The organism is Streptomyces sp. NPDC058291, assembly GCF_042880855.1.
GTDB lineage: Bacteria > Actinomycetota > Actinomycetes > Streptomycetales > Streptomycetaceae > Streptomyces.
In genome coordinates this window covers 19,467-35,445 of the sequence record NZ_JBHVYK010000083.1, presented here as the reverse complement: position 1 = coordinate 35,445, position 15,979 = coordinate 19,467, and the positions used below count along the sequence as shown (strand labels likewise).

The window sequence follows — 15,979 nt, the reverse complement described above, 5'->3', positions numbered from 1 at the left end:
GCGCCGAGCCGCGCACTGCCGCCGCTTCAGGTCGGCCGCAGACAGGTGAGATCAGGTGAGATCAGGTGAGGGGCGGGCCGGGCTCCGGGCTGGGAACCGGCTCCGGCCCCGGCGGGATCGGGGACGGCGACGGGTCCGGGGCCGGCACGGGCTGCGGCGGCGTCGGTCCCGGCCCGGGCGGCTGAGGGCCGGGCGGCTGCGGCTCGGGCGTGGGCGCCGGTCCGGGGAACGGGTCCGGCGGAACCGGGTCCGGACCGGGCGTCGGTCCGGGCGGGACGGGGGCGGGGTACGGGTCGGTCATCGTGTCCTCCGGCCGCTTGCGGGGCTTGGCTCTGAACTACTCCCCCGCCTACCCGAGGCCGCCTCGGGCACTCACCCGGACGGCCCGACCGGCATCACCCGTCACCCGTCTCCCGTCAGCTGTCACCCGTCTCCCGTCAGCTGTCTCCCGTCAGCTGTCACCCGCAAGCCGTCGGACGGACGTCAGAACCGGCCCGGGTGCGCCCGCAGCCAGTCCTTGGCGGCGCTCAGCAGCGCGGGATCCGCGGCCGGGGCCTCGTCGGGGTGGCGCTCGGCCCACTTCACGACGTACGGGCACAGCGGCGCCACCGGCACGCCCTCACGCGCGGAGACGGCGTACAGCTCGCGCGCCAGCGAGCCCGCGATGCCCTTGCCCTCGTGAGCCGGCTCGACGACGGTGTGCACCGGGACCAGCGCGGACGCGGGCGACTCCAGCACGAAGTACTCGATGCGGCCCACGACTTCACCGCCGTCGCCCAGGGCTTCGAAGCGGCCCGCCGCCCGGTCGTCGCGAATCTCGATGTCGCTCATGGGCACTCCCGTTCGATGGGTGCGGAGGGGACGCGGGCTGCGTCGGTCAGACCGAGACCGCGTGCGGGCTGCGCTCCTGGTCGGAGCCCGGCACCGGCGCCGAAGGGTCGGCCCCCAGGGCCACGATCCGGTTGTCACGGTCCACGTGCACGACCCGCGGCTCCAGCGCCCGCGCCTCGGCGTCGCTCACCTGAGCGTAACTGATGATGATCACGAGATCGCCGGGGTGCACGAGATGGGCGGCGGCCCCGTTGATGCCGACGACGCCGGAACCGCGCTCCCCCTCGATGACGTACGTCTCCAGCCGCGCCCCGTTGTCGATGTCGACGATGTGCACGAGCTCGCCGGGCAGCAGGTCGGCGGCGTCCAACAGGTCGGCGTCGATGGTCACCGATCCCACATAGTGCAGGTCGGCCTGGGTGACGGTGGCACGGTGGATCTTGGACTTGAACATGGTGCGCAGCATTCAGCACTCCTGGAGGACGGCTCCCTGCCTGCTCGTGCAGGTCAAGGGCGGCGTTCACTGTACACCGGCACGCGTTCGACTCGAAGATTGTGAGGAACATCGATTCACCCGGGCAAGAAACCTCCTTGCCTGCGCTTCCGCGCGAACCAGGCTGTTGCCGTCGCCGACCGAGCGCCTGCTCGAACACCCGTCTCGGAATGTTCGGGGACTGGTGCTGACCACATGCCGACGTACCTGACGATGTGTCAGGTACGCACGTCGTCGAGCATGAAGTTGTCCTCGGCGTCGACCTGGAAATCGTTCAACGCACCCCCGCGTTCCAGGGCTTGATCCCGGTCCCAAAACGTCGATCGGTCGAGCGGACCCCGACCAGCAGGGCGACCGGGCCGGCCACCGAGCCCCGTGACGCAAGCACCTCACCGTTGCTGGACAGCCGGGGTACGTCCGGAACTGGTCGATGGGGGACGCACGCCATGGCGCAACAGCCCTGCCCACAGGCGGGCCCGGCCGGCCCGGTCCAGGGCCTCGTGGGCGGCCAGCAGGCCGCTGGTGACCGCGCCGAGGAAGCCGCCGGCCAGGCAGTCCTGGCCCGAGAGGTACAGGCCCTTGACCTCCGTTCGTGGGCGCAGCCAGTCCGCCAGGCCGGGGCGGTGGCCGTCGCCGAAGCCGGCCACGTCCTTGGCCAGCCCGTACAAGCTGCCGCCGGGCCAGCCGGCGAAGTGCTCGGCCGTCAGCGGGGTGCCGAGCTCGTGGTAGGCCACCCGGCCTGTGGTGCGGGGCAGCTGACGGTGGAGTTGGCCGAGCAGTTGTGCGGTGAGCTCGGCTTTCAGGGCCAGGTAGGCGGGGTCCCGGTGTCGCCGTCGTGAACCGTGGAACGGCTCGAACAGCTCTGGCCGTACGTAGGTCAGGATCTCTCCTGTCGACCGGCCGGGGTGGCGCGTGGTCCAGGTCGGGTCCTTGGCGCAGGAGAACGAGAAGAAGTAGCCGCTGGTCCGCCCGCCTGTGCCGTCGAAGAGGGCGTCGCAGTCCTCGTCGGTCACCATCAGGTTGTGCCGCGGCAGCCCGAGTTCCGCGGGGTCGCCGTCCAGTCCGAGGAAGAGCACCACGAACGGGAAGCCGCGCCGCATGCCGTCCAGCCGGTCTGCGCTGCCGTCGGGCTGGCGGGGCAGCAAGGTGCGGTACGTGTTCTGGGCGCCTGCCGCGCTCACCACCACCGGAGCCCGCACGCGGGTGCCGTTCGCCAGCACCACGCCCGTCGCGCGCGATCCGTCCAGCTCGATCCGGGCCACCGGCGCCCGCACGAAGACCTCGCCGCCGGCGGCGCGGATCGGTTCGAGCATCGTGCGTGCGATCGCGGCACTGCCGCCCACCGGGTACCAGGCGCCGGTCCGGAAGTGCTCGAACAGCACCGCGAGAAGGAAGAACGGCAGCCTTGCCGTGGAGTCGGCCAGCAGCAGCGCGCTCGGGGTGAGCACGGCCTGCCGCAGCCCCTCATCTCGAACCAGTCCTTCCACCACCTCCCGGGCCGGCCGCAGCGCCTGGGGCGGCACGGCCGTCGCCCGCAGGACCCGCGCCAGCCGCCGCACCACCGGGCCTGTCAGCCGCCCCAGTGCGAGCGTGGGCAGGACCGCCCGGCACCGCCCGATCAGCCCGAACAGCGCCTCGACGCCCGCTTGTTCGGCCGGGAAGCGCGCGATCAGAGCGGCCTGGTAGGCCGAGAAGCCGACCGGCGCCTCGTACACCTGCCCCGCCAGGCGGTACTCGTCGTACGGGTCCCCCAGCGGGGCCCATTGCAGCGTGCCGCCGGTCAGATAGTCCGAGAGCACGCGGACCGGCTCTCGCTCCGCCAGCTGTCCCACATAGTGGATGCCGACGTCCCACTCCCAGCCGCGCCGCCGGTAGGCGTGGGTGTAGCCGCCCGCGGTGTAGTGCTGCTCGAACACCGCCACCCGCCGGCCCTGGCGCGCCAGGCATACCGCGGTGGTCAGCCCGCCGGCCCCGGACCCGACCACCACCGCGTCGTACTCGTCCGTCACCCCGCCCGCCGTCAACGGCCGGCCCACCAACACGCGACCCGTCACATCCACCACCTTCGCCTCAGTCGTACAGGCCCCGGGAAAAACGAGCTGTTCGCCTCCCGGTCACGGGCCGCATCGCAGCCGGCGACGACCCGCGGCCGGCCCAGGGGACCGAAGCGGCAGAGAAGGTCGGGAGCGTCGGCCAGTCCTGTTACGAGCAGATCGTTGCTGAGCTGCGGGATGTGGTCGAACAGCCCTTCGCAGCCTCGCGAGCGCCCCGTGCTCATTCCCGAGCGGGGCCCCTGGTCGCTCGGGACATCAGGGTGCGGTAGCAGACCTTCCCGGTGGGGCCGAGGGGCATCTCGTTCAGGACCAGGAGACGTTCGGGGTGTTTCCGGCGGGCCAGGCCACGGTCCCCCAAGTGGGCCGTGAGGTCGGACAGCGTGGGAGCGGGTGTGCCCGGGACCGGGCGGATGCAGGCGCACAGTCGTTCCCCCAGGTCCGGGTCGGGAACCGGGACGCAGATCGCCTCGGCCACCGCTGGATGGGTGTCCAGTTCGCGTTCGACCTCGGCGAGGCTGATGTTGAGACCGCCGCGCACGGCGATGCGTTTGAGCCGGCCCAGGACGTGCAGCCTTCCGTGCTCGTCCAGCCGGCCGAGGTCGCCCGTGCGCACCCAGCCGTCGGGGGTGCGGTAACGGGCGTCCAGCTGGGGCGCGTTGACGTAGCACGAGGGGGTCATGGGGCCCAGGGCCTCGATCTGACCGGTCCGCCCGGCGGGTTGCGGCGTGCCGTCGGGTCCGGTGATCCGGATGCGGGCCACCGCGGGGTCCGGGGTGCCCACGCTGTCGCCCGGCGGGTGGCTTTCCCCCGCCGTGTGGCAGTTCACCCCGTCCGAGGAACCGTAGACGGTGACCACTGGTCGGCCGAACCGTTCGCGGCATGCCTGGGCGGTGGCCGCCGGCAGGGTCGCGCCGCTGGAGACGACGGCACGCAACGACGATGTGTCCTCGTCCGGCCGCGCCGGGAGGTCGGCGATGCGCCGGAGCATGGTGGGCACCGCGAAGAGATGGGTCGGACGGTGCTCTGCGACCATCCGCAGCGCTCCGGCCGGGTCGAAGGCCGACCCCACGATGAGGGTGCCGCCGAGGGCGGCGAGGGTGACCGGTGTGCCCAGGGAACCGAAGGAGGAGGCCAGCGGGACGAGGACCAGGTGGCGGGGCGGCACCGTGGTGTCGGCGTGCAGACTCCGGACGTACCGCGCACGACCGCCGGCCAGGGCGTGATGGCTGTAGGCGACCATCTTCGGCTCGGCTTCGGAACCGGACGACACCAGGATGCGGGCGGGGCCGTACGGGTCGGCCGGCCGTGGCCGCCAGGGACGCCGGGCCGGGGTCGGCGGGGAGTGCAGCCCGTGGGTCCGTCCGTCGCCCGGGCCGGGGGCGAACACGGTGCGCAGGTGCGGAAGATCCGCGACGGCCTGTGCCCGGCGGGCCGATGCCAGGACGGCGCCGCGGGCCCGCGAGCGGGCGAGCAGCGCCCGGACGTCCCGGTCGTCGCCGCCCGGGGGGATCGGGAGGGCCACCGAGCCGACCGCGTAGACGGCGAGTTCCGCGGCCACGGCGTCGCGTCCGTTGGGCAGCAGGAGCGCCACCACGTCCCCGTCTCCCAGGTCCGCCTGGGCGAACAGGGCGGCGATCCGGCGCACTTCGGCGTCCAGCGCCGCGTAGGAGAGCACTCCGGCGTCGTCCACCAGCGCCTGGCGGTCCGGGTGTTCGCGGACCTGAGCGGTGAACAGTGCGTAGAGGTCGGTGTCCGGGCACAGGCCCGCCGTCACCCAGGCACGTCGTTGGGCGCGGGGCACCAGATCCGGGAAGCGCACTCCGGCGCGTGAGGTCCACACCGGTTGCCCGTCCCGGCTCGCGGGTGGGGCGGTACGGTGGGGGGTCGCGGGGGCAACTGTCATGCGAACTCCCAGGGAGTGTACGGGCGTGCGTGTCCGGTGGCCGGGTCCGGTGGTGCGACGGCCGCCCGGTAGGCCGGGGCGCGGGCCAGAGCCGTCAGGTCGGTGAGTACGGGTGTCGCGGTCAGACCGGCCTCGGCCAGGCGTGCCGTCCACGCCTCGGTGGTGCGGCGGGCGAAGCGGGCCGCGAGGTCCTCGGCGGCCGTGGGGCCGGCGCGGTCCAGCAGGCGGAGCACCGCCTCGGGGCACGTCCGGGCCTCGGGACCGAGGCACAGATGGCCGTCGGCGGTGCGCAGCGGCCGGTCCAGTGCCGTCCAGCGGGCCCGGTGGGCGGGACGGGGGACGAGAGCGGCCGCGGAGACCAGGGAGGAGTCGACCCGGCTGCCCCGGCTGCCGGCCGCCTCCCGAGCAGCCAGCGCGGCCAGCACCCCCTGGGCGCACACCAGTCCGCCGAGCACGTCGGTGAGGGTCATCAGGGAGGGGGCCGGGGGCTGGTCGGCCGGCCGTACCGCCGCGGCGAGTCCGCTGTGCACCTGGGCGAGGTAGTCGGTGCCCAGGGGCGGCCGGTCGCCGAAGGCGTCCCCGAAGCCGGACGCCCAGGCGTACACCAGGGCGGGGTGGCCGGGCAGCAGGTCGGACGCGTCCAGGCCGAGCCCGGCGGCCTTCCCGGGGGCCCAGTTGTGCAGGAAGACGTCGGCCTCGGCGGCCAGCGCGCGGACCGTGTCCCGGCCCTGCCCGGTGGTGAGGTCGGCCTCGACCACCGGCTTGCCCGCGTTGAGAGCCGAGAACCGGGCCGAGCAGTCTCCCGCCAGCGGAGGGAGCCAGCGCATCGGGTCGCCGCCGGGCGGTTCGATCCGGACCACCTCGGCACCCAGCATCCGCAGGACGTGCCCGGCGAGCGGGCCCTGCACCCTGCGGGTGGACTCCACCACCCGCAGGCCCGTCAGCGGCAGGACGGCGCCGGAGACCGGGGCGGCCGGGCGTGGGCCGGGCACGGAGGTGTCCGGGTGTGCCCGGGCCTTGGGGACCGGTGCCGGTCCCGGAGTGAGGCGCCAGGGGGCGGGGCGGACGGCGGGGGCCGGGTCGGAGCCGACCGTGAGGAGACTGACTCCGGTGTGGTGGGCGGCGGCCCGCAGCTCCGCCAGCGTTCGGCGGCGGGCGGCCCGGCGCAGTTCGTCGGGCAGCGGGCAGAGGGCGGTGGCGAACCGCTGCTGGAAGGGCAGCCAGCCACGGCCGGCGAGCGCGGGGGCCACGCCGAGCCGGGCCCAGAACTCCCGCCACGCCAGGGGGTCGAGGGTCTCGACCTCCACGCGGGCGTCGTCGGCCGTATCCAGGGTCGCCAGACCGCCCGCCGACGGCGTGTCCGGTCCGGCCGTCGGCGCGTGCGGCGCACCCGGCTCGGGCGAACCGCAGTGGTCGCGGACCGTCTCGGCGGCGAGGTACTGGCCGACCGCCAGCAGCGCCCCCTGCGCCACCGAGGTACGCACCTCGCGCAGGTCCAGGCCGCGGGCCCGCGCGACGCGCAGAGCGGTGGCGCCCTGGGCGGCGAGCACCCCCGCCACCACCGAGGCGTAGTCGACGGCCAGCGGGAGCGGCCCGCCCGTCGCCCGGCCGTGGACCTCCATGAGACCGCAGGCGGCCTGCACGGCCCGCTCGTCCGGCAGGTCCGCGTCGACCGGCCCCGCCCAGTCGACGGTGTACCGCACCGTTTCCCGGCCTGGACCGCTCGTCTCCGGCAGGCCCGGCGCGGCGTGCCGCAGCAGCCGGCCGGCGATCGTGGCGGCGACGGCCGGCCGGGCCGTGGCGCGCAGGCGGGGTGTCACGGTCGCTCCCGGCCGGGTCGGCGGCCCTGCACCGAGTACAGGACGCTGGACGCGGCGCGGAAGGACGGGTCCCGCATCAGCCGTCCCACCCGGTCCAGGTCCTCCTGGGTCATGCCCTGTTCCGTCAGCCGGTTCCGGAGGTTGCGGGTGTGGTTCAACTGGAGTCCGAGGCCGGGTTCCTGGGCGTGCCGTACGCCGATGTGGAGGTGGACGTCGACGGCGGTCAGCCCCGCCGCCCGCAGGGCAGCCGGGACTTTCCGCCCCCAGTGCGGATCGCCGCCGGCGGCGCGCAGAGCGGCCGTCTTGGCCCGCAGGAACCGGACATAGAGCGCCTCCGCCTCCGCGTCCGGGGTCAGCAGCGGCGGCTCGTAGGAGGCGTCGATCTCGTCGATCTGCAGCAGACCGCCGGGCTTGAGAGCACGCACCAGCTTGTGCAGGACGGCGTCGCGGGTGGGCACGTGCTGCAGGACCAGGCGGGCCACCACCAGGTCGTAGGCCGCCTCCGGGAGCGGGTCGCGGGCCACGTCGAGGACGGCGACCTCCAGGCCCGGGGCGGGTGCCAGGTCGCGCGGGTCGAGGTCGGTGGCGAGCACCGAGCCGCCCGGTGCCACCCGGCCCGCCAGCCAGCGCGCGATGCTGCCGCCGCCCGCGCCGATCTCCAGGCAGTGCCAGCCCGGGCCGACACCGGCGGCGGCGAGGCGGGGCAGGGTCACCGGGTCGTAGGCGGCGGCCACGCAGCGGTGCTGGTCGCGGCTGTGCGCGGTGCCGTTGCCGAAGACCGCCTGGGTGCCCTCCCGGGTGGGAGCGGGTCGGGACACGGTGTTGATCCTCTCGTCGGAACGCGGCCCGGACAGGCCGGGCGTCGTCAGGTGCAGCACGTACGGGGCCCGGCGGCCGACACCGGCGGGTTCGATAACGCCGACATGCGCCCGGTGGGCCGGCTCCCGCCCGGGCCTGTCCGGGCCGCTCCGGCGAGCCCCCTCACCGGAGCGGCCCGGACAGGCCCGGCCGAAGCCGATGGGCTCGATGCCTCCCCCACGCACCCGGCGGAAGGCCGGCTGCGCCCCGGCGCTCCGCACGCCGGGGGTGGCCCGGACAGCCCGGCGCCGTCGGACAGCGGCCCCGCCAGGCCGCCGCCGTCGAACAGTCCGGACAGGCCGGCCTTGTCGAACGGCGGCCCGGTCACGTCCACCGGCCGGCGCCGGCGGGTGCGGCGCCGGTGAGCTGCCGTGCCAAGGCCGCGCGGCGGACCTTGCCGGTGCCGGTGCGGGGCACCTCGTCCCAGGTGAGGACGGCCGGGTCGCGCAGCGTCGGCAGTCCGTGCGTGGCCTGTTTCCAGGCGTCCGGGTCCAGTCGGCCGTCGGCGGTGACCACGACGGGCAGCGGATCGCCGTCCGGGGCGCCGAGGATCACGCATTCCAGGGCCTGCGGCAGTCGCTGCTCCAGTACGTCCTCGGTCCTCAGGCAGCTCATACCGGACAGGGTGTCGGCGGCGCGGTCCAGGATGCTGACGCTGCCGTCGCGGTGGTGGACGCCCAGGTCGCCCGTGGACCACCAGTCGCCGACGCGTTTGGCGTCCCAGCGGTCCTCTTCGCCGACGTAGCCCAGGGCGAGGGCGGGGGTGCGGACGAGCAGCAGGCCACGGCGGCCGCGCGGCACCGGGCGCAGCGTGTCCGGGTCCACCGCGCGCAGCCGGGTCCGGCCCGGCACGGGACGGCCGAGCCGGCGCGCCGTGGTCTCCGCGTCCGGTGCGAGCGCGGAGCGCCGCGTGTGGAAGCGGAAGGTCAGCGGTCCGGTCTCGGTCTGGCCCCAGCCCTGCATCCACAGCGGGCGGGCGCGGCGACTGGCGGCCAGGTACGCGCGCAGGGCGGGCGGGTGCACGGCGTCGTAGGTGCTGATGTACAGGCGGACGTCCCGGAAGGGGTTGTCCAGCCGGGTGGTGAGCGGCCGCAGCCGGACGTAGGAGGCGGGCAGGGCCTCGACGACGGTGGGCGGGTGGGCCCGCAGGAGCGGGTCGACGGTCTCCGGGTCGTCGCCGCTCAGGACCACGATCCCGGTGGGCGCGAGTGACACGACGACGGCCGTCCAGCAGAAGGTGCGTCCGTGGCCGTACGCGCTGGCGTTGGCCAGGACGTCGTCCGGGCGGATGCCGATGCCCGGGTAGCGCACCGCTTCGAAGCGGGCCAGCTTGTGCACGAGTGTCCGCGTGGAGTGGACCACCAGCTTGGGCACGCCGGTCGTCCCCGAGGTGTGGTGGATGACCAGGGGTTCGTCGTCGTGGCGCCGCACCGGTACGCGGGAGCGGGACGCGTCCAGCGCGGCCAGGTGGACCGCGCCGGGCGCGGCGGAGTCGACGGTGACGAGGATCCGGGCCGGCTCGCCGGCGGCGGTGTCCCGGCAGCGGGCCAGCACCGCTGAGGTGGTGACCAGCGCGGCAGGCCGCAGTCGCTCCAGCAGGGTGACGAGGTCCGCGGTGTCGAGCCGGGCGGACAGTTGCGCGGGTACGGCGCCGAGACGGACCACGGCGCAGGCGAGCAGGTCGTAGTCCCAGTGATTGTCCTTCACGATCGCCACCCGGTCCCCGGGCCTGACCCCGGCGTCGGCGAGGCGGGCTGCGGTGGCGCGGACCAGGCCTGCGAGTTCGGTGACGGTCCACCGGGTGCCGGCCCGCGGGGCGATGTCGAAGGGCCGGTCCAGGTGGACCACCGTCCGGGCGCCGCCTGCCGCCGCCTCGTCGAACAGGGTGCCCATGTCATGCGGTCGCAACGCTCTCCTCCGCTCGGTCGTGGCCGGCCGGAGTGTTTCGTCCGAGCCTGCTCAGGACGCGGGACGCGGACAGCGCGCCCGCCCGGACGGCGCCCTCGGAGGCGGGCCGCAGCATGAGCCAGTCGCCGGCGTACTCCACGGCGCGCACCGGCCGGGACAGGAAGCCGGCGCGTTCGCGCAGGGCCTGGGGTGTGGCTTCCGGCAGGCCGTGGCGGAAGGCGTGCACGAGACGGTGGCGGCAGGCGTCGCCGATGCCCGGGACATAGCGTTCCGCCGCGCGGACGAGGAGGTCGGCGGCCTCGTCGGGAGGGCCGTCCAGCAGCTCGGGGACCCGGTGCGGACCGGCCACGAGGGTGACCAGGCCCCGGCCTGCGGGGGCCCGGCCGGGGTGCTTGGCGTGGTCGACGACGACGCCGGAGAGCCTGTCCTCCTCGGCGACCGGGGTGAGCAGGATGTGCACCGGCCGCCGGGCGGCTGGGGCGAGGGGGCGGTCCAGCAGGCAGCTGACCTTCATCATGGGCGTGAAGGTGCAGGCGGTGAGGAACGGCTGCTCGTCGGCGGGGGCGTCCGGGCGGAGCGCCACCGCGACGGGTGCCGGTACGGCGAGCACGGCGGCCCGCGCGGTGACCTGCCCGTCGTCGAAGCGCAGTACGGCGTGCCCGCCCGCGTCGGTGACCTCGCGTACGGCGCGGCCGGTGACGACCTCGGTGCCGGCGGCCAGCCGGCGGGCCAGGAAGTCCATGCCGTCGCGGTAGGTGCGCCAGGCGGCGGTGGAACCGGCCTCCAGCAGCAGGCTGACCATGGGGGCGGCCGTCGACCGGGCGGTGTCCCAGCCGAAGAAGCAGCCGGCGACCGGCTGGAAGAGGTAGTCGTGCAGGTCGCGGTGGTAGCGGGCGGCCACCTCCCGCACGGTGGCGGCGCCCAGCGGACTGTGCTCGGGACGGTCGCCGTCGAATCCGGCGCGGCGGCGGCCGGTCCAGGCGGAGAAGGCGGCCAGGTCGAGCCGCGCCCGGGGGGACAGTCCCGCCCCGGTGACCACGGCCGTGCTCTCGCCGACGCCCAGGTGGGCGCGTCCGCCGCGCCAGACGGCCACCCCGCCGCCGACCCGGGGCACCTGCGCGGGGGTGACGCGCAGCCGGCGCAGCAGCTCCCAGGTCGCGCGGTAACCACGGGAGGGGATCTGCTCGGCGCCCGTGTCCACCGTCCAGCCCTCCTGGCGGATGCTGCGCATCCGGCCGCCGACGTCCGGCAGTTGCTCGTACACCCGGACGGCCAGCCCGGCGCGGCGCAGTTCGTGGGCGGCGGTCAGACCGGCGATGCCCGCGCCGACGACGGCGACGTCGAGTTCGGGTTTCATCGGGCGGCTCCCGTTCCGACGAGGACGTTGGCCACGGTCATCAGCACCACGCTGAGCCGGTGCACCGCGAAGCCCGTCCGGCGGGCGGTCATGATGTCGCCGCGGACGAACCCGGTCAGGTACTGACGGGCCCGCAGCGCGGTCGCCGGCAGCATCAGCAGCACGAACCACCAGGGGGCCGCCCCGGTGGCCGAGGCGACCGCGCCGATGAGGAACTCGGCGGCCGACAGGGCTGCGATGAAGACGGCGTTGCCCCGCTCGGAGACCAGGGCGGCCACGGTCGGACGGCCCACGGCCCGGTCGCCGGCCACGTCGTTGGTGTTGGAGTAGACGCCGAACATCAGCGGTCCGAACCCGAACAGCACCGCCTGTACCATCAGGAAACCGGAGAAGCCCCCCGTCACCAGGCCGTACGGAACGATCACCAGCACGGCGCCGAGGGCGACCAGGAACACCTCCTGGAAACCGTGGTAACTGATCTTCAACCCGTACGAGTACTGCAGCGACACCGCGAACAGCGCTCCCGCCGTCACCAGCGCCCACAGCGGGTGGTGCGGCGCGAGGGCGGCGGCGCCCGCCCACAGCACCGCCCCGGCCGCAGCGCACCCCCAGGCGAAGCGTAGCGCCTGGGGCACCGTCAGCGCCCCGGCGACCAGGGGTTTGCGTGCCTTGCTGCGCAGCGGGTTGTCGGGGCCGTAGTTGGCGAGGTCGCTGCCGTCCCGGAACCCGGTGACGTCGTCCAGGGCGACCATCGCCATGAGGACCGCGACCTCGCCGGCCAGGAACACCGCCAGCACCAGTGCCTGCCGGGCGGTGAAGGCGCCGGCCGGGAACAGCGCGGCGGTCAGGGCGAGGAAGATGCCGAGGTAGTAGTCGTACACGTCCAGCTTGCCGAGCCGCGCGTACGTGCGCAGCCGACTGTGGCCGTGGGCGGTCGCGGCGGGACGGCCGGCCGCGATGCTGTCCGTCATGGGTGACCTCTTGGGGGGTGTCTGCGTCCGAAGGGGGGTGCCGCTCGCCCGGGCAGCGGGACGGGCGGGGCGGGCGGGCGGGCGCGGGTGAACGGTGTCCGAGGCGGGCGGCCGCGTGTCAGCGGTGCTCGGTGGCGAAGGCGCACACGAGGTCGGCGACGTGCTGGACCTGTGCGTCGGTCAGCAGGTGATGCACCGGCAGGGCGAGATGGCTGCGGGCGGCCTGTTCGGCGCGCGGCCAGCGGGCACCGGGCGGCGCGTAGGGAGCGAAGGCACGGTGGGCGGGCAGGGGGTGCGGATAGTAGACGTGCGTGGCCACCCCCCACTCGGCCAGGTGGGCGCCGAGAGCCTCCCGGTCCTCGGCGAGGACCGTGTACACGTAGAAGCACCGGCCGTCCGGGCCGGGCGACGGCGGTGCCACTCCACGGTCGGCCAGCGGCGTGAAGCGTTGGGTGTAGTACTTGGCGATCTCCGCCCGGCGCGCCAGCCGCGCCGGGAAACCGGGGTAGCGGTGCGTCTGGAAGGCGGCCTGGATCTCGTCGAAGCGGCTGTTGAGTCCGACGGCGTGGTGGACGAACCGCCGCCCGGCGTACTGGCCGTGGTTGCGCAGCATCCGCACCTTCTCGCCCAGCGCCGGGTCCCGGGTGACGACCACGCCGCCCTCGCCGGGCATGCCGCAGGTCTTGACCTGCACGAAGGAGTAGAGCCCCGCATCGCCCCACAGACCGGCCGGGACGCCCCGCAGCACGCCGCCCTGGGCGACCGCGGAGTCCTCCAGCAGGCGCAGTCCGTGCCGCCGGGCCAGTTCGGCGAAGCGTGGCATGTCGGCCATGACGGAGAACATGTGCGCCGGCATCACCGCCTTGGTCCGCTCGGTGACGAGCCGCTCCGCCTCGTCCGGGTCCATGGTCATGGTGTCCCGCCGGATGTCGGCGAAGACCGGTGTGGCCCCCACCTCGACCACCGAGGCGGCCAGGGGCGCGCAGCCGAACGCGGGCACGATCACCTCGTCGCCGGAACCGACGTCCATGGCCCGCAGCACCAGCGAGAGCGCCGAGGTGCCGCTGGAGCAGGCGACCACGTCGGCGGCCCCCAGGTCCTCGCGCAGCAGGTCCTCGAAGGCGGCGGTGCGCCTGCCCAGGATGAACCGCTGCTCCGGGTCGAGGCCCACCTCGCGGACCAGCCCGATCAGTGCGGAGCGGTCGGCTTCGAAGAGGGCGGGAGGGAAGAACGGGACGGCGGGAGGGAGCGTCGCGGTCATACGGTCGTCCTCGTTCCGGCGAGGAAGGAGCGGACGGCGTCACAGACGCGGTCCAGGTCGCCTGGTGCCAGATCGGGGTGGAAGGGCAGGGCGACGGCGTGCCGGGCCGCCGCCTCGGCGTGGGGGAACTCGCCCTGCCGGTGGCCCAGGTGAACGAAGGCGGGCTGGTGCGGCAGGGGCACGGGGTAGTAGACCTCGGTGCCGATGCCGTGCCGGTCGAGGTGGTCGACGAGGGCGTCCCGGTGCTCGGTCTCGATCAGGTAGACGTAGTACACGTCGCGGTCGTCCGGATTTCCGGCGGTGGTCCGCGGCAGGCGGACGATCCCCGGCGCGTCCCGCAGACGGGCGGTGTACGCGTCCGCCAGTTCGGCCCGGCGCGCGATGTGCTCCTCCAGGAGGGACAGCTTGGCGAGCAGGACGGCCGCCTGGATGTCGTCCATCTTGCTGTTCGCGCCGGGCAGGGCGCTCTCGATGGAGATGGCCGGGAAGTTGTTCAGGGTGCGGCCCGTCCTGCCGTGGTGGCGCAGCGCCGCGACGGTGGCCGCCACCTCCGGGTCGTCGGTGAGCACGGCTCCCGCGTCGCCCAGCGCGCCGAGCGTCTTGGAGGGGAAGAAGGACAGGACGCCGCCGACCCCGTGCAGGCCCGCGTGCACTCCGCGTCGGCGCATGCCGATCGCCTCGGCGCTGTCCTCGACGACTGTCAGGCCGTGCCGCCGGGCGACGGCGGTGACGGCCGCCATGTCGGCCATCGTGTGGAACAGATGCACGGGCATCACGAACCGGCTCCGCGCAGTGACGGCCGCCTCCAGCGCCACGGGGTCCATCGCGTACGTCCCCGGGTCGACGTCGACGAACTGCGGTGTGCCGCCCGCCAGCACGACGGCCGAGGCGGTGGCGAAGAACGAGTACGCCGGCACCAGGACACCGTCGCCGGGGCGCACTCCGCAGGCGCGCAGCAGCAGCACCAGCGCGTCGGTGCCGCTGTTGACGCCGATCACATGCCCGGCGCCGGTGTAGTCCGCGAGCGCCGCCTCGAGCTGTCCGACCTGTTTTCCGTGGGAGAACTTGCCGCTGTGGAAAACCTCGTCCAACGTCTTTTCGATGGAAGGCCACAGCCGTTCGAAAGTCGCGGCCTGAGAGAAGAAGGGAATTCGATCCAACGTTCCCGGCTCAGTTGGTAACGCGCCCCCGGAGCGCGCCGGAATCTGTCCACTGGAGGGCAATCTCTCACCTGTCTCCGTCGTGTCTGCGGAATGCCCACGCTAAACGGACTTCCGGTCGACGGAGACAGGAAAGGATCATCTTCACACGTTCTGGGGAATGGCGTTCAGGACGTCTTGACCATTTCCGCACAGGGCCGCAACAGTGGTGCGGCGCACCGGAGTTGTGCGCGGCGCAGCGAAATGAGCGCGCCCGTTTCCTTCCCTTCCCTCTCAGGAGGCCCTGTGCTGCAGCCCCTCGTGTTCGGGCTCGGCCGGTCCGGATCAGGACTGCATCTGAACACGCTCCTCCGTCTGGCCCGGCGGACCGCGGCCACGGGAGATCCGCTCGTCGCCCTGCCCGCGGTCGGCTGCGACCCCCGCGCCCGCGGTCTGCGGCCCCTGGGCATGCCCGGCGAGGTCACGGCGGTCACCACGCTGGAACAGGCCCTGCGGTATGTGGACCCCACCACCGCGGTGGTCCACGTGTGCACGCCGCCCCGGCTGCGATACGACCTCCTCGAGGAACTCGCCGGACACGGCTTCCGCCGGATGATCGTGGAGAAACCCCTCGCCGCGTCCGCGGACGAACTCGACGCCCTGATCCGGCTGCGCCAGGAGGCCGGCCTCGATCTCGTGACCGTCGCCCACTGGATCACCTCCCGGCTCGCCGGCCGGCTGCGCCGGCTGGTGGGTGGCGGGCGACTCGGCTCCCTGCGCCGTATCACCGTCGACCAGCACAAGCCCCGCTTCCTGCGGTCGCTGGCGACCGACGGGCATCCGTCCGCCCTGGACGTGGAGATCCCCCACTCCCTGGCGCTCGCGCTCGATCTGGCCGGTCCGGCCGAACTCCGCGCCGCGCGCTGCTGGGACCTGCGCTGCGAGGACCGCGACCTTCCCCGCCTGGGCGGTGCGCACGTCGAACTGGAGCACCGTTCGGGAGTGGTGACGCTGCTGCGCTCCGACCTCGGCGCACCCGTCCGGCAACGCAGCGTCGTCTGCGAGTTCGAGGGCGGGACGGCCACGGCCCACTTCCCGCTCTCCGAGGACGACGACCACGCGCAGTTGGTCATCCCCCCCTTCGACCGCGGTACGGCGGCCCCGCCGGCCGGAGTCCTCGACGCGGACGGCGTGCCCGGTGCCGGACACCACGTCTTCCGGGACGACGCCCTGACCGACTTCCTGGACGGCGTCTACCGCGGCTTCGCCTCCGGCGCGTCAGGCGTCGGGGACTTCCCGCTCGCCTGCGCGACCGCCCGGCTGCTGTGCACGGCCCGGGAGCACTGCGCCGTCACACCGCCCGCCCGCGCCGGGAGCCGCTGAC

The 15,979-nt window shown here is 74.3% G+C and carries 12 protein-coding genes; 1 reads left to right on the top strand and 11 read right to left on the bottom strand.

What is annotated here, in order from left to right:
• Positions 1-483 precede the first annotated feature (483 nt).
• The 11 genes from ACFVYK_RS30740 to ACFVYK_RS30690 all read right to left on the bottom strand — a co-directional run bounded on the left by ACFVYK_RS30740 (position 484) and on the right by ACFVYK_RS30690 (position 14,547).
• Entirely contained in the window at positions 484-831 is a 348-nt protein-coding gene (locus tag ACFVYK_RS30740; RefSeq protein WP_389779660.1) for a GNAT family N-acetyltransferase, read from the bottom strand.
• Positions 832-877: 46 nt separating this feature from the next.
• A complete protein-coding gene (gene panD, locus ACFVYK_RS30735) occupies positions 878-1,297 on the bottom strand; it encodes an aspartate 1-decarboxylase (protein ID WP_389779658.1) in 420 nt (139 codons plus the stop codon).
• 416 nt (positions 1,298-1,713) lie between these two features.
• Entirely contained in the window at positions 1,714-3,378 is a 1,665-nt protein-coding gene (locus tag ACFVYK_RS30730) for a phytoene desaturase family protein (RefSeq protein WP_389779656.1), read from the bottom strand.
• Between the two features lie 220 nt (positions 3,379-3,598).
• Entirely contained in the window at positions 3,599-5,281 is a 1,683-nt protein-coding gene (locus tag ACFVYK_RS30725; RefSeq protein ID WP_389779654.1) for a class I adenylate-forming enzyme family protein, read from the bottom strand.
• Positions 5,278-7,101, bottom strand: coding sequence for a CoA transferase (locus ACFVYK_RS30720; protein WP_389779652.1), 1,824 nt, complete (start codon positions 7,099-7,101; stop codon positions 5,278-5,280). The genes ACFVYK_RS30725 and ACFVYK_RS30720 overlap by 4 nt, the downstream gene beginning before the upstream one ends.
• A complete protein-coding gene (locus ACFVYK_RS30715; protein ID WP_389779650.1) occupies positions 7,098-7,919 on the bottom strand; it encodes a class I SAM-dependent methyltransferase in 822 nt (273 codons plus the stop codon). The genes ACFVYK_RS30720 and ACFVYK_RS30715 overlap by 4 nt, the downstream gene beginning before the upstream one ends.
• Positions 7,920-8,283: 364 nt before the next feature.
• Entirely contained in the window at positions 8,284-9,852 is a 1,569-nt protein-coding gene (locus ACFVYK_RS30710; protein WP_389779662.1) for a class I adenylate-forming enzyme family protein, read from the bottom strand.
• Position 9,853: 1 nt separating this feature from the next.
• The gene (locus ACFVYK_RS30705; protein WP_389779648.1) at positions 9,854-11,224 is read right to left on the bottom strand and encodes a protoporphyrinogen/coproporphyrinogen oxidase; all 1,371 of its coding nucleotides are present in this window, start codon (positions 11,222-11,224) and stop codon (positions 9,854-9,856) included.
• Entirely contained in the window at positions 11,221-12,195 is a 975-nt protein-coding gene (locus ACFVYK_RS30700; RefSeq protein WP_389779646.1) for a UbiA family prenyltransferase, read from the bottom strand. The genes ACFVYK_RS30705 and ACFVYK_RS30700 overlap by 4 nt, the downstream gene beginning before the upstream one ends.
• Before the next feature lie 118 nt (positions 12,196-12,313).
• A complete protein-coding gene (locus ACFVYK_RS30695) occupies positions 12,314-13,456 on the bottom strand; it encodes a DegT/DnrJ/EryC1/StrS family aminotransferase (RefSeq protein ID WP_389779644.1) in 1,143 nt (380 codons plus the stop codon).
• Positions 13,453-14,547, bottom strand: coding sequence for a DegT/DnrJ/EryC1/StrS family aminotransferase (locus ACFVYK_RS30690; protein WP_389779642.1), 1,095 nt, complete (start codon positions 14,545-14,547; stop codon positions 13,453-13,455). Before ACFVYK_RS30690 ends, ACFVYK_RS30695 begins: the two co-directional genes overlap by 4 nt.
• 354 nt (positions 14,548-14,901) lie before the next feature.
• On the opposite strand from ACFVYK_RS30690, the gene ACFVYK_RS30685 reads away from it, so the two are divergent.
• Positions 14,902-15,978, top strand: a complete 1,077-nt coding sequence (locus tag ACFVYK_RS30685) for a Gfo/Idh/MocA family protein (RefSeq protein WP_389779640.1) — start codon at positions 14,902-14,904, stop codon at positions 15,976-15,978.
• Position 15,979 lies beyond the last annotated feature (1 nt).

What these genes read in the sequence shown, in the direction of transcription:
- ACFVYK_RS30740 (WP_389779660.1), bottom strand. Translation starts at nt 831, where the DNA reads ATGAGCGACATCGAGATTCGCGACGACCGGGCGGCGGGCCGCTTCGAA.
- ACFVYK_RS30710 (WP_389779662.1), bottom strand. Translation starts at nt 9,852, where the DNA reads ATGGGCACCCTGTTCGACGAGGCGGCGGCAGGCGGCGCCCGGACGGTG.
- ACFVYK_RS30705 (WP_389779648.1), bottom strand. Translation starts at nt 11,224, where the DNA reads ATGAAACCCGAACTCGACGTCGCCGTCGTCGGCGCGGGCATCGCCGGT.
- panD (WP_389779658.1), bottom strand. Translation starts at nt 1,297, where the DNA reads ATGCTGCGCACCATGTTCAAGTCCAAGATCCACCGTGCCACCGTCACC.
- ACFVYK_RS30700 (WP_389779646.1), bottom strand. Translation starts at nt 12,195, where the DNA reads ATGACGGACAGCATCGCGGCCGGCCGTCCCGCCGCGACCGCCCACGGC.
- ACFVYK_RS30695 (WP_389779644.1), bottom strand. Translation starts at nt 13,456, where the DNA reads ATGACCGCGACGCTCCCTCCCGCCGTCCCGTTCTTCCCTCCCGCCCTC.
- ACFVYK_RS30725 (WP_389779654.1), bottom strand. Translation starts at nt 5,281, where the DNA reads ATGACAGTTGCCCCCGCGACCCCCCACCGTACCGCCCCACCCGCGAGC.